The sequence below is a fragment of the Paracoccus onchidii genome, assembly GCF_028294535.1.
Taxonomy (GTDB): domain Bacteria; phylum Pseudomonadota; class Alphaproteobacteria; order Rhodobacterales; family Rhodobacteraceae; genus Paracoccus; species Paracoccus onchidii.
On sequence record NZ_JAQBIE010000044.1, the window covers coordinates 1 to 14,006 of the forward strand.

The 14,006-nt window shown below is 56.8% G+C and carries 10 protein-coding genes and 4 pseudogenes; 8 read left to right on the forward strand and 6 right to left on the reverse strand.

Translation table 11 applies throughout. The annotated features are described in order from the left end of the window. Positions 1-122: 122 nt before the first annotated feature. Positions 123-296: pseudogene (locus tag PAF17_RS19165) on the forward strand (IS6 family transposase); the annotation flags it as partial. A 69-nt stretch (positions 297-365) separates the two neighbouring features. Here the strand turns inward: PAF17_RS19165 and PAF17_RS19170 are convergent. Then, positions 366-2,150 carry a tetratricopeptide repeat protein gene (locus tag PAF17_RS19170; protein WP_271890687.1) on the reverse strand — a complete coding sequence of 595 codons (1,785 nt, stop codon included), beginning with the start codon at positions 2,148-2,150 and terminating at the stop codon, positions 366-368. A gap of 258 nt (positions 2,151-2,408) precedes the next feature. Here PAF17_RS19170 and PAF17_RS19175 point away from each other — a divergent pair, with 258 nt between their 5' ends. From PAF17_RS19175 to PAF17_RS19200, 6 genes and pseudogenes are all read left to right on the forward strand, one after another. After that, positions 2,409-2,552, forward strand: coding sequence for a hypothetical protein (locus PAF17_RS19175; RefSeq protein WP_271890688.1), 144 nt, complete (start codon positions 2,409-2,411; stop codon positions 2,550-2,552). A gap of 65 nt (positions 2,553-2,617) precedes the next feature. Continuing rightward, positions 2,618-4,261 (forward strand): arylsulfatase, encoded by a 1,644-nt coding sequence (locus PAF17_RS19180; RefSeq protein WP_271890689.1) that lies wholly within the window; start codon positions 2,618-2,620, stop codon positions 4,259-4,261. Between the two features lie 63 nt (positions 4,262-4,324). After that, positions 4,325-5,305: an HAD family hydrolase gene (locus tag PAF17_RS19185; protein ID WP_271890690.1), complete on the forward strand. Its 981-nt coding sequence runs from the start codon at positions 4,325-4,327 to the stop codon at positions 5,303-5,305. A 162-nt stretch (positions 5,306-5,467) separates the two neighbouring features. Continuing rightward, positions 5,468-5,698: pseudogene (locus PAF17_RS19190) on the forward strand (IS3-like element IS1133 family transposase); the annotation flags it as partial. 160 nt (positions 5,699-5,858) lie between these two features. After that, positions 5,859-7,628, forward strand: a complete 1,770-nt coding sequence (locus PAF17_RS19195) for a mechanosensitive ion channel family protein (protein WP_271890691.1) — start codon at positions 5,859-5,861, stop codon at positions 7,626-7,628. A 141-nt stretch (positions 7,629-7,769) separates the two neighbouring features. After that, positions 7,770-8,136, forward strand: a pseudogene (locus PAF17_RS19200) (ATP-binding protein); the annotation flags it as partial. A gap of 144 nt (positions 8,137-8,280) precedes the next feature. Here the strand turns inward: PAF17_RS19200 and PAF17_RS19205 are convergent. Together PAF17_RS19205 and PAF17_RS19210 are read right to left on the reverse strand one after the other, a co-directional pair. Next, on the reverse strand, positions 8,281-9,474 hold the full coding sequence (locus tag PAF17_RS19205; protein ID WP_271890692.1) for a Hint domain-containing protein: 1,194 nt from the start codon (positions 9,472-9,474) through the stop codon (positions 8,281-8,283). A 51-nt stretch (positions 9,475-9,525) separates the two neighbouring features. After that, positions 9,526-10,821: a Hint domain-containing protein gene (locus PAF17_RS19210; protein WP_271890693.1), complete on the reverse strand. Its 1,296-nt coding sequence runs from the start codon at positions 10,819-10,821 to the stop codon at positions 9,526-9,528. A gap of 215 nt (positions 10,822-11,036) precedes the next feature. Here PAF17_RS19210 and PAF17_RS19215 point away from each other — a divergent pair. Then, a pseudogene (locus PAF17_RS19215) lies at positions 11,037-11,502 on the forward strand (IS6 family transposase); the annotation flags it as partial. 217 nt (positions 11,503-11,719) lie between these two features. Here the strand turns inward: PAF17_RS19215 and PAF17_RS19220 are convergent. The 3 genes from PAF17_RS19220 to PAF17_RS19230 all read right to left on the reverse strand — a co-directional run. Continuing rightward, entirely contained in the window at positions 11,720-13,288 is a 1,569-nt protein-coding gene (locus PAF17_RS19220) for an arylsulfatase (RefSeq protein WP_408636449.1), read from the reverse strand. Positions 13,289-13,371: 83 nt separating this feature from the next. Then, entirely contained in the window at positions 13,372-13,794 is a 423-nt protein-coding gene (locus PAF17_RS19225; protein ID WP_271890694.1) for an HAD family hydrolase, read from the reverse strand. Continuing rightward, positions 13,791-14,006: hypothetical protein (locus tag PAF17_RS19230; RefSeq protein ID WP_271890695.1), on the reverse strand; the 216-nt coding region annotated here is incomplete at its 5' end. The genes PAF17_RS19225 and PAF17_RS19230, both read right to left, overlap by 4 nt.

A 14,006-nucleotide genomic window follows, 5' to 3' on the forward strand; every position in this document is an offset into this window, starting at 1 on the left:
CGCAAAGGGCAGATCGCAGTAAACGGCGCAACCGCATGCCAGATCTTCGCGGAGCTCGCAGGATGATTCTGTCCGAAGATCAGCCTATGCCGAAACTCGGAAAAGTTTGCGACAGAACCACCCGATTTAAGGGCAACGCGACACCAGGTCAGGCGCAACGGTCCCTCTCAGCCCGCGATCAGAGCGATACTCTGTTCCGTCCGAAACGCCATCACCTCTCCGCCCGGGCATACCGTCATGCGAGGTTTGACGCGTTCAGCCTTTGGGCTGACTATGCCGCAGAGCTGGTCGCCTGAAAACTGTGACGGTGGTTCGTAGCACTCAGGGCCCACCAACATGACAAAGACCTTCCGACTGCGGGTTGATCATTCTGCCGGGTGCGGGCTTGTCCAGCCGGCATTTTCCAGCCCTGCGACCAGCTTGCCCACAAGCTCGTCGGTCACGCCATGGCGACGAAACACCGCGGCCGGATCCCGTTCCAGTTCGGGGCGCAACTGGCCCATCCGCTTCAGAGCTTGCGCGACCTCTTGATCCGGGTGCCCGTTGGTTTCGGCCAGGGCAATCGCCAGCAATGCATTCCCGACCGACGAGCCGCCGGCCGCGCTGATGCGTGCGGATCGCAGCATTTCCGCGTATCGGCCCTGCACGAAATCACCGATGGCGATCAGGTTGAAATATCGTGCCGGCGGATCGACCGATCTGTCGATCGCCTGACGAATATAGCTGACGCCTTCCTCAAGCTGTCCGCGCACGGCCAAACGCCAGCCAAGCTGATGCAGGATCTCGGGGTCTTCGGGGTTCATTGCCACTGCTTTCCGCAGAATTTCCTCGGCCTCTGCATAGTCGCCGCGATTATGCAGCACGGCGGCATGGGCTTCGAGGGCGGTGATGTTTCGCGGTTCAAGTTCGACGGCGCGGCTGGTCATTTCGAAGGCGGTTTCGCGATGGGCGTTTCGCCTGACCGCATCGATGTCGGGAAAACGTGACTGATCCAATTCCAGCCAGCCGCGCATCGCGTGAATTTCGGCATTCTGCGGGTCGCGCCTGACGGCAGCCTGAAGGCAATCGGTCACGGAATCGCGCAGCTTGGGATCAAAGCCGCGCCGATAGGCATGTGCGCGAAGCATGCAGGAAAAACTGCTGTCGCTGGGATAGGTGCTGCGGTCAACCGCACGTGACATGTCACTGGCGATGACGCCATAGGTCTGGCTGAGGGTTGTTGCGATGGTTTTGGACAGCTCGTCTTCCAGTTCAAACATGCTTTGGGCATTGGGCAGGCGATCGAACGAGCCGCTCCAGATGATTTCACCCTGCATGTCCCGCAACTGAACGATAATACGTATCAGATCGCCGTTATCCGCGCCAAGCAATGTGCCCGAGACAACGTGCCTGATGCCGTATTTGTCCTGCAAAGCGGTCAGATTGTCTTCGGAAAGATCGCTACGGTCATTTGGCAGGGCAAAGACCCTGAAGCGTCGGAACATCATCAGCTCGTTGACCAGTTGGTCCGAAATGGCCAGCGATAGATAGTCCCCGTCCCTGTTCGCACCAACCGAGACAAAACGCGCCACCGCCAGCGCCGGAACTGCCGAGGCGTTCGCGGTCGGTTGATAGGCCATCGGCCAGAAGCGTGCGAACAGAATCGCGGCCGCTACGACCGAGGCCGCAATGGCGATCATCAGCCTGCGTCGATTCGCAGGCGTTCGATCAGGCAACTTCGGGGCAGTATCCGATGGTATATCTGCCGGTGGCGGTGCGGTTTCTTCGGGTGTGAGGACTGGGTGCGGCTGCGTCAGGAAACTGGCGGCATAGGCGCCTTTGGGGATCGAGAACCGCAGATCGGCACGGCTGGCATACGAGGCATAATAAACATCCAGATCCCGGCGCAGCCGACGCGCTTCGATCCTGACTACCGGATCGGATTGCGGGTCGAAATCGGCACCGCGGTCAAAGACCTCTTGCGCCAGAACCGGGCCTTTCAACCGATCACCCCGTCCGGCAAGCGTTTCTTCCACCAAATAGGCCAACATGCGGCGTCGGGCCTGGCTGCAGGCAAAATCAGGGTCGGCCAGCAATCGGCCCAGCTCGGTGCGGATGGCCGGCATGTCAAGCGGAACCCCGCTGTTCCGTGTGTCGGCGCCTGCTGTCATCGAATGTCTGTCCGGATCAAGAAGTTCAAGTGTTTCAAGATGTAACCCGCATCACGACGCCTGGCCGATAGCTATTGCTACATGTTCGAACCTATTCGATGGCCCGAATATGTGAAACGCTTTTTTGGTGAATGGATCCGAGGGGCGTTCGTGAACGGTCAAGACATTTTGTTTGCGCGCTTTGCCCGGCATCAGCAGCTGGTCCGTACACTACTTGTGTCGGATCCAGACTTTGCGTCGATCTGCAGCGATTTCTGTATGGCTTGCGACGCAGAGGCGCATTGGCGCGAAAGCTCTGATGGCAATCTGAAACGTGCATCGGAATATGCTGCACTTGCGGATGAGATCGGCACGGAAATCGCAGCCATCCTCAGAAAGCATCTGGATGGGTTCCATTCCTAGGGAACAGTCACGCAATGGGCACCGGATCAATGACACGAAAGCAAAATCATGCAAGGAAGAAGCACATGATCAAACGCACCGCCACGATGGTGGCGTTAGGGCTGATGTCGGGGATGCCCGCCATCGCACAGGAGGCTGGCGATCACACCAGCTATCCGACCTATGGCACCAAGCCCAATATCGTCATGATCATTTCCGACGATACCGGTTACTGGGATCTTGGCGCGTATCTGGGCGGCAAGGCGCGCGGGATGGATACGCCAAATCTGGACGGCCTGGCCGCCGAGGGCATGATGTTCACGGATTTCTATGCGCAGGCATCCTGCACGCCCGGTCGCGCCGCCATGCAGACGGGCCGCAATCCCAACCGGTCGGGCATGACCACAGTGGCCTTTCAGGGGCAGGGCGGCGGATTGCCCGCAGCCGAATGGACGCTTGCCTCGGTGTTGAAGCAAGCGGATTACAATACCTATTTCATGGGCAAATGGCATCTGGGCGAGGCTGATGAGTCGCTGCCCAACGCGCATGGCTATGACAAGATGGAGAACGTGCTTCTCTATCACCTGAATGCCATGACCTATGCGTTGGATGGCTGGAATCCGCAAATGACCGACGATCAGGTCGAATTCTTCAAGAAGGCCACGATCGGCATTCTGGAAGGGGACGCAGGTGAAAAGGCGACCGAGGTTCTGCCGATCACGGATATGACCGTGTCCGACCTGGCCAATCTGGACACTATCGGGGCCGAAAAGGCCGTCGCCGAGATGGAGCGCCTGGCCGGGCTGGATCAGCCGTTCTTCATGTCGATCAACTGGGCCGCCAACCATCAGCCGAACCTGCCGGCGGACGAATTTGTCGGCGCGTCCGAGGTGAAGTCCAAATATGGCGACAAGGTTGTCGAAATGGACGCCAATACCGGCAAGGTGTTGGACAAGATCAAGGAACTCGGGATCGAGGAGAATACCCTGATCGTCTATACCGTCGATAACGGCGCCTGGCAGGACGTGCATCCCGATGCGGGTATGACGCCGTTCCGTGGGACCAAGGGCACTGATCGCGAGGGTGGCTGGCGCGTGCCGGCTTTCTTCAAGTGGCAGGGCAAGATCGCGCCAAACACCAAGTCTTCCGCAATTGCCGGCGGTCTGGATCTTATGGCAACCTTCGCCCATGTCGCTGGTGTGGAACTGCCGCAGCAGGACCGGGACGACCAGCCAATGGTCTTTGACAGTTATGACATGGCACCAATCCTGTTCTCGGATGTCGATGAAGAGGAATGGGGTCGCCCCTCCTGGCTGTATTTTACCGAAGACGAGTTGATGCCCGGCGCAATTCGCGTCGACAACTGGAAAGCCGTGTTCAATCTGCGCGGCGACAATGGTGCGCGCGCGGGTTCGGAAGGTCCGGCCGCCGAGTTGGGCTGGCGTGGGCCATCGAAATATGTCGCCACCGTGCCGCAGATCTTCAATCTTTGGGAAGATCCGCAGGAACGCTATGACATTTTCATGACCACCGGGCGCGAGAACACCTGGGCGATGCCGTTCTTTGGTGAACAGTTGTCGACGGTTGCCCAATCCTATCAGGATTACCCGCCGCGTGCCCTGCAGTCCGAAACCTATACCGGCCCGATGACCATCAACCGTTTCCGGGCCTTGCAGGCTGTCCAGCGGACGATGCAGGATAAAGGCATCACACTGGATACGGATCAATAAAGCGTATCGCGGGCCGTGGCGGGTCCCGCCCCGGCCCGTTTCTCTCCATATCAGAGGCAGATCATGCATCGCATTCTTTCAACTTCCGCATATGCTTTTCTAATCGCGGCGCCCGCCCTGGCTGATCCATTGCCGTCATGGAACGATACCAACAGCAAGACCCAGATCATCGATTTCGTCGATAGCGTCACCGACAGCACCGCAGACAGCTTTGTGCCTGTTGCTGACCGGATCGCCGTGTTCGACAATGACGGAACGCTGATCAGCGAACATCCGATCTATTTTCAGGCGGCTTATGCGTTTGACCGCTTGCGCGAAAAGGCGGCTGACGACCCGTCGATCCTGAACAGCGATGTTCTCAAGGCGGCCAATGACGGCGATATGCAGGGTGTCATGGCCGGGGGAATGGAGGGGTTGTCTTCGGTCATTGATGTCAGTCATTCTGGCATCAGCATCGATGATTTCCAGGCAGATGCCCGTGACTGGCTTGAAAGTGCCCAGCACCCGGTTTCGGGGCTGAACTATGGCGCCATGACGTTTCAACCAATGGTCGAGTTGCTGACATATCTTCGCGATGAGGGTTTCACTGTTTATATCGTGACTGCCGGCGGGGTGGATTTCGTGCGTTCGTTTGCTCTGGATGCCTATAACGTGCCGCCCAATCTTGTCGTTGGCTCGCAAGGCAACGCTGAGTACCAGATCGGTGAGGATGGTACGCCGGTCGTCATGAAGTCTGGCGGTGTCTACTTTGTCGACGACAAGGCCGCAAAACCGGTCGGTATCATGCGAACTATCGGCAAGCGCCCTATTCTTGCCGGTGGCAATTCGGACGGGGATTTCCAGATGCTTGAATGGACCACCGCCGGGGAGGGTCCCAGCCTTGGGTTGCTGATCCATCATACGGATAGCGAACGGGAATTCGCCTATGATCGCGATACGCCTATTGGCAAGCTTTCCGAAGGATTGGATCAGGCCGCCGATCGGAATTGGTTGCTGGTCGATATGGCGCGCGATTGGGGAACGGTCTGGACAGGCGGGAAATAGAGCTCTGCCTCGCGTTTTGTGGCGCAACTGTCCTGAAATTGGCAAATTCAAGAGGGACAGTTGTGAGTTCGAAGAAGAACGGGTCGCCCAGGTCAGCTGTGGACCTGTCCCGGTTTTGTTCCAGTCTTCTGAGAGCGATGCTCTCAGCAAAGAAGAGAGGATATGGCAGCAACACACAGCGAGCAATTCAAACGGGATGCGGTTCTTCGCATCGCGCGCACTCGCGGGCTGGCGGTGTCAGATAGCGTCTGATCTTGGGGCGGTCTTTCGACGCTCGGCAGATCGGTTTGTGCAATTTCGGACGAGGCGAAGGTGCCAGAACGCGATGCCGATCTTCTTCGCGAGAATGAACGCCTGCGAAAAGAGAACCGCATGCTGCGCGAGGAATGGGAGCCCAGACTCCCCTGACAGACACAGTTACTAAGCTTTATCCGCCCCGAAACGTTCTTTATCAGCGCAGAATCCGAATGACCCGCCCATTTCCGGTCCGGCGGTATTGAGATCGTCAGACCAGTCGTGTCTACTGAATGCGTTCCAAACGTCTGTGCCGTCAATGTTCTTAATCCGTATTGTCGCTCTCCTCGGGCTTGCCCTTTTGTCGCTGCCAGCGACCGCGCAACAGGCAGGTCCTCTTGCACCTCTTGACCGATCCAGCCCGCGCGCGACGATTGCGTCGTTTGGACAGATTGCCGGCGAAGTCGAACAGGCCTATGCGAGCTACCGCGCGGCCAAGTCGCGCGAAGGGGCGCGGGAAATATTCGACACATTGGGCCGGGGGATCCGGCTGTTCGATCTTTCCGAGACACCGCCAGCCACGCAACACGAGGTCGGCGGCGCATCGGTGACCTTGCTGATGGACATTCTACCACGACTGCCCGAAATCGACCTTCAGGATGTCCCTGACGATAACGACGCCCCGGCTGTGTGGCGCATCCCGGATACCGAAATCGCGATCCGACAGATCGAAGAAGGCGAGGAGGCGGGAAACTACCTGTTCTCGGCAGAAACGGTCCGGCGACTTCCCGAATTTCACTCCAAGGTTATTGACCTGCCGCCGCGTGAACCCGTGCGCTATCTCAATTGGCGCCATGAACAGATCACTGGGTCCGGTCCGCTATTTTCATATGCCCTGCTCCGGACCTTTCCGGAGTCTTTCCAGCATATCATCTTCGGCACGCCACTTTGGAAGGTCGCGGTCACCGTCCTCATCTGGATCTCCCTGTTCCTGATCGTGATGTCCTGGGGCCGTATCGTCTCGCGGCTGTGTGGCCCGCTGGGCGATCTCGGGCGGCTTGCCGTTCGGCTGACCACACCCCTCCTGCTTGCGGCCCTCGTCACCGGTGCGCAGAAGATTGCCGCGGTCCAGGTCAACTTGTCCGGCGGCTTTGCAGAAGCCGTGGATCTATGGAGCGCGGGGCTGTTCTACATAAGCCTTGCCTGGGCGGCGTGGCTGGCGGCGTTTCTGTTCGTCGAAGCCATCATCGCCCTGCCCGCAATCCCGGACGAAAGCTACGACGCCCACCTGTTGCGCCTATTGGCACGGGTGGGTTCGCTCATTGCCGCGATGGCCGTTCTGGTCTGGGGTGCCAACGACATGGGCATTCCGGCACTTGGCCTGGTGGCCGGTCTGGGTGTCGGCGGGTTCGCGATTGCTCTTGCCGCGCAATCGACCGTCGAAAATCTGTTCGGCGGCGTGTCGATCTTTGCAGATCGTCCTTTTCGTGTAGGCGATTTCATCCTCTATGGCAGCGCTACGGGCGTCGTTGAGCAGATCGGCCCCCGGTCAAGTCGGATCCGGGGTCTCGACGGAACGCTGACCACGGTGCCCAATGCCGATCTGGCGAAGATGCACATCACGAACTATTCGGCCCGCGACAAGTGCCTGTTCCTGCACGTGATCGGGCTGCGTTACGAAACCTCACCGGCCCAGTTCGAGTGGCTGATCGGTCAATTGCGCAAGCACATCGCCGCTCACCCACTGGTCGAAGAGGACGAGGCCGGAATGCCCCGCGTCCGCATACTCGGGTTCGGGGATTCCTCGATCAACATCGAGGTTCGCGCCAATGTCCTGACCTCAAACTGGAACGAATTCTTGGCAGTGCAGGAAGATCTGATCCTGGCAATGATGCGGATCGTGGACAATGCAGGTTCGGCATTCGCCTTTCCCAGCAGCACCGTCTACTTCGGACGCGACGAAGGTCTGGACGACTGGCGCAAGACACGCGCAGAACGCCACGGCCGCAGGATGGAAGTGGAAGACGAGGACTTCGGCGACGGAACTTCCGGTTCGAGCGAGAAGGCGATGGCCGATGTCTCGCGCTGAAAATGCCTTATTGAGCATACTGTCGGCGGTTCTGTCGCAACTGGACCTCGACTGCTATCCCTAACTGCCGAAGGCGACGGTCGAGAAGACAAGGGCCGGGTCTTACATGCGGCTGATGTCGGGCGATGCGAAGGATGCGGCATGAATGATGCCCCGGAAATCCTGCTCGCCCATCATCTCAAGGCGCTGAAACTGCCGACGTTCCTGCGCGAGCATCAGAAGCTGGCCCGCCAATGCGCGGCGGAAGGGCTGGACCATGTCCGATAGCCGGCCCGGGTGCGAATGGATCGAACGGTGCGAGAATGTCATCGCCTTCGGCCCGTCCGGCACTGGCAAGACCCATGTCGCCCTCGGCATCGGGCTGCCCGCTTGCCAGAAGGGCCTCTCGGTTGGCTTCACCACAGCCGCGGCCCTGGTCAGCGAGATGATGGAGGCCCGCGACGAGCGCCGTCTGCTGCGCTTCCCAAAAAAAATGACTGGATGCAAGCTGCTCATCATTGACGAGCTGGTGTCGCGTTGCCCTTAAATCGGGTCATCCTCAATCTGTGTGGCGGAATGGGAGCATTCTCGCCCGCAACAATTCTGGACCGGCGCGACCGTACATTGCGCGTTTGAGGGTCTTCAGGGTTCTGTCGCATGAATTCTGTGGGTTTCACGCTCTGCAATCATGATGGCTAAGGGACAAATTTGCCTCTAAATGCTCATCCAGAAGCTTCATGACCGCATGCTTTCTTTCGACTACCGGGCGGATCGATTGCGGCGTAAATTCCGGGGATGAAATTTCGGGAAACAGCGTCTGAATTTCTTGCCGGGCGGCGGCGGAAAGGCCTTTCAGGGCCTCTGGTCCGGTGAACAGACTCTCTGCCGGGGCGCCATCAGCGAAAACTACTTCATGCTGGTCGAGAAGCATGTGCCAATAGGTAACGCTCTCAACGTCTTCGGCAATATCAATTCCCGGATAGGTGACCAGCTTTATCGCCGGGACAAGGACATCCCGCGCGCCAAGCGATCGATGCGTAATGTCTGCTCGGATCAGGATTCTGTGCTGGCGGCTTACGATCAGGTCTCTCCGCGGAAGACAGGGTCCCAATGAGCCGGCGCGAATTCGAACTGGTCTCATCTTCCGATGTCGGGCCAGATGGTCTGTTGAAACTTTGGTTGCACCAATCCAGCGGATTGTCTGATACCCGCTGTCCAGGGTCCTTACCTTGTCTCCGACCCGCAACTTTTCGATCGCCAGATCGCCCTGATCCGTATTGATCTGTGTCCCTGAAGCGAAGCACAGCACGGGAAAGGCATCATCATACTGGTTACCGATATTGATACGTGACTGCTCATTGACCAGGCTGGTCAAAGTAACGCTCTCTATCTGGTTCAGCGGGTAACCTGCACCATCGGGGCCATTGAATACATTCTGAATCTGTCCGTCTCGAAAACGTACGATCGCAGTACTGTGAAGCGGCTCCGACGTGTCATTGTCCGTGTCTGCAATGCGCGACACGACGACCGTCGTCGTGACAGTATCTGTTTGACCTGCATATCGGACTTCTGCCTCGAAAATCCAGTTTCGGGCAACATGATATGCGTTGCCGCCAAAGGCCACCCCGTCATTTGGATGGAAGCTTGACGAGTTGCGCGCATCCAGGATGTAGTCGCCATCCCCGGCGGCCGCGCTCCCCGCTCCGTCGCGGACAGTCAAGGCGGTCTCATATGTCTCCATGGGATCAAAGCTGTAGCCAACGAGCGATGCCGGATTATTCGAAGTTGCCTCGCCCGTTACAAATGTCCAATAGTTGTCAGCGCCCGGATCGACGTCACCAATGTTGCTATCGTTATATGCTGCCATCTCAGATTCTTTCAGAAAGCGTTGTCAAATAAAAAAACTCAATCGGATATATTATATCATGGTTTTAACTACCCCTGATTCAAGCATGTACTTTCCATTCTTTGCATGCCTGTCAACCAAGGACTTTGCCTTATTGCCGACTATCAAGAAACGGGCAGGTGCCTCATCCACATCATAAGGAAGGCCTGCAGATTTCAGAGAGTCTTTTAATATGTAAAGAGATTCCTGCGAAAGAGATCTCTCAGTCTGGTTACCTATCTTCAAGCTCTCAGTAGGGCAGCCATTGGCTAAAAGCACATCATGACGCCCAAGTCTGATATGATAATACTCCGCGAATTCGTTGCCGTTAAAATTGTAGTTTATTCCGTTATGCCCGACCAACTTTTTGGCGGCTATAAGCCCCTCGCCTACACCGAACATCCGCTCGACAATGCGAGACGCAGTAAGAATACGGTGTTGAGGGGAGACATACAAATCCTGATTCGGTAAATCTTTTCCCAAGGCACCCTTCGGAATCCTTACCGGTATCAAATCGTTCTTCTCGGCGGCCTCTTTGCTGAATATACTTGACCCACACCAAACTATTTCAGACCGACCATTAGAAACGGTATGCACGACGTCACCAGGCTGAAGTTTCTCAACAGCCACATCGCCATTGATGGTTTCGATCAGAGTTCCTTTGCAGAAGCAAAGAGCAGCAATACCCGCTTCATAGCTGACAATATTTCGATCATACTGCCAAGTGTTTAGTGCCAAGCTGGGGCCTGCCAGCAGGTCATCCAAGCTGGAAAACTCGTACAAAGCGCCTTTTGAATTCAAACCGTTATCTGTTGCTGCATACCAGGTATTTGTAGACGGGTTATACTCAATCCCATTGGAGTAGTTGAGCCCGCCTGTCACATACGGTAGAAACTCATCGGATGTAACGGACGCCATGTCATCCAAGGATGCAAATTTAAATACACCGGCTGAGTTTGAACTCGCCGCATAATAGAAACCATCGCTTGAATTATATGTGAATCCATTATTGAATGTCACTGCGGATGATCTGTAATCATACTTTTCCGCAGGGGCGTTGTTTGAAGAATATTCCTCAAAGCTATTGAATACGTATATTCCGTCACTTGCTGCTGCAGCAATCCATTGCCCTGTATCTTGATTATAAGTTATCCCGTTCGAATAGTCCCTGGGGGATACATTATCGGTTCCAACACCCCCTGGCGGGCTACCATTGGAGAAATCTATGACATCTCCAGGATTGTCGAATTCCAGCGTCGTAGTCGTACGTCCACCGGCGCTCAGCGGGGACCCACTGTTGTCATCATACGCCATGTATATTTTTGTCATAGACCACCTCTACGTCGCTTAATGCGATTACATCACAATGATTCCAACCATCAATAGGTTCTAGACTTCGGTAACGGGTCCTTCCCGGTCAAGAGAATTCCACCATGCGATTTGAGCCAGCCGACAGGATCCTTTGGTTCTGTCGCAAAGTTTCCGGTTCTGTGGCTTCTTCTCATAGGTCAACTTTGTCAGGTAGTTGGCGAGGGGCTTGCGGCGTGATCAATTTCAAAGGCGTACACTTTCCGAAGGCGGCGATCCTACACGCGGTGTTCTTCTATCTGCGCTATGCTGTTTCCTATCGTGATCTCGAGGAGATACTGGCGGATGGACGAGACCTACATCAAGGTGAAGGGGCGCTGGACCTACCTCTACCGAGCTGTGGACCGCGATGGGCAAACCCTTGATTTCATGCTCGCTGAGCGCCGCGATCTGGCTGCCGCACGGTGGTTCTTCAAGCGAGCGATCGGCACGAACGGTGTGCCGGACCGGATCGTCATCGACAAGAGTGCCGCCGACCTCGCAGGGTAGCAGGCGGTGAACGTGAGCCTGAAATCCACCGGCGGCGGGCGCACCATTGAGATCCGACAGGTCAAATATTTGAATAACATACTCGAACAGGACCACCGCTCCGATGATGGGGTCAAGGCCTTCCATTCTGCCGTGGCCACCATCGCCGGGATCGCAGCGTAACTGTATCATCAGATCGGGTCAGTCCGACAGCCAGAAAGGTTTGCGACAGAATCAACCGCCGCCTACCAAAGAGCAGCCGCATGACTCACAAGATTTGCCCACTCCCCAAGAATAAAGGCAAAGCTAATTTAAGGGCAACGCATCACAGGCTGACTCTATTGCCAGCCTGTGACCTTCAGAACCACATGCAGCCACCTTTGTTCAGCTTCTATTTGGTGACCGCGTTGAAGCTCTGCTCCAGCGCATCCTGAATCTGGTCGATGGAGAAACTCGCTGCACGTTGAGAAGGGGGGAAGTCCTTGAAAGTGCCTAGGAACCGTCCCACTTCCTGTTGCGCTGGTACAAAGAGATAAGCATGCTCCAGCACCCAGTTCCAGTATGTATTCGAGGTCACGTCCGCGATCTCGAACGGATCGGCCCGCAGATCAAATAGCTTGGGCATCCGTAGAGGGGTGAACGGCTCCGCCCAAAGCCCCAGTGTGCCCTTCGAGCGCTGCTCCTGAAACACAACCTTCCAGTTTTCGTAGCGCATCGCAACGAGCGCGCCATCGTCGTTGAAGTAGAAGAACTCGTTCCGCGCGGATTCATCTGTTTCGCCGGTCAGGTAGTCCAGCTGATTGTAACCGTCGAGATGCACCTTGTATTCGTTGCCGTCGATGGTTGTTCCTTCGAGGAGACGATCGGTGATGTCCTGGTCGCCAGCTGCGGCCAGAAGTGTCGGAAACCAGTCAAGACCCGAGAAGATCCCCGTCTTGACCGTGCCGGGCGCAATCCGTCCCGGCCAGCGTATCACGGCCGGAGAACGGAACGCGCCTTCCCAGTTCGTGTTCTTTTCGCTGCGGAACGGCGAGGTGCCGGCATCTGGCCAGGAATTCTTGTGCGGGCCATTGTCCGACGTGTAGATCACGATGGTATTGTCGGCGATGCCGAGATCGTCGAGCGCGTCCAGGACTTGCCCGACATTCGCGTCATGTTCGATCATGCCATCGGCATATTCTGTCAAAGCCGTCAATCCGGGCTCGCTGCGGTTCTCATCTTTCACGTGGGTGTAGAGGTGCATCCGTGTCGGGTTAAACCACACGAAGAACGGAGTCTCCTGATCCACTTGGCGCTGCATGAAGTCGATCGTTGCAGCGGCCGTCTCTTCGTCGACTGTCTCCATGCGCTTGCGTGTCAGCGGACCGGTATCCTCGATCTCGCCATCGGCGGACGAACGGATAACACCTCTCGGTCCGAACTTATCGCGGAATGCTGGGTCTTGCGGGTAGTTGCGGCGTTCCGGCTCTTCCTCAGCGTTCAGGTGGTAGAGGTTACCGAAGAACTCGTCGAAGCCGTGCGCCGTCGGCAAAAACTCGTCGCGGTCGCCAAGGTGGTTCTTGCCGAACTGACCGGTGGCATAGCCTAGATCCTTCAACGCCGAGGCGATCGTGACGTCGTCGGCGCGCATTCCGACATCAGCGCCAGGCAGCCCGACCTTCGAAAGACCCGTCCGTAGCGTCGACTGGCCAGTAATGAAAGTCGACCGGCCGGCGGTGCAGCTCTGCTCGGAATAGTAATCGGTGAACATCAACCCTTCTTCGGCGATGCTGTCGATGTTGGGCGTCTCATAGCCCATCACGCCGAAGCTGTAGGCCGAGACATTGGTCTGGCCGATATCGTCGCCGAAGATGACGAGAATGTTGGGCTTGCCGCTCTCATCCCCGGCACTGTCCTGCGCAAAGGCGGTGCCCGCAGCCATCATGGCGGCAAACACCAATGTCGTTCTGTATCGTAACATAGGAAGCTGTCTCCTTTTTCTTGTTCTGGTTGAAATCTTCGGTCAATGCGCCTTGGGTCGTCTGGCCATGTTGGACACCCGCTTTACCGGCTGCCGGTCCAGACGGCTTTCCAGTCCTGTGCCATGTCGACCAGCAGCCATCCGCGATCCTCGGCCTGCTCGAGCCCGTCCACGAGCTTGCCAAAAGGCGTGTCGCGGTCATAGGCGAACTCTCTCTCGCCATCAGTATGGTGAACCAGAAGGCCCAGTCGCGGGCCATCGCCAGCCATCGTCCATTCCAGCATCTGGAAATCGCCATCGGAATTTCCACCTGCGATGATCGGGCGCTTGCCGATGTTGCGCATGATGCCTACGGGCTTCGCCGCCTTGTCATCGACGAAGTAAACACCGCCGGTCTTCATGACGACAGTTGAGCCGTCATCCCCGACTTGATACTCGGCGTTGCCTTCGGACCCGACCACAAGGTTCGGAGGAACGTTATAGGCATCTTCTGCAAAGGAATTCACGAAATCAACGCCGCCTGCGGTGACGATGGTGAAATATTCGTCACGCAGGTATCTATCTTATGTCTCGGGCAGATGCTTGCACTTGGCTGTGCTATTTCGTCGAAAAGCTGTTTTCGGTTCTTGACGTGCCGTTTCAACAATTTTCGGGTTTCGCGTTGCCTGGTTACTCGGCGCGCGGGTGACGGGATGGTGCCCGGCATATCCAGTTCGGG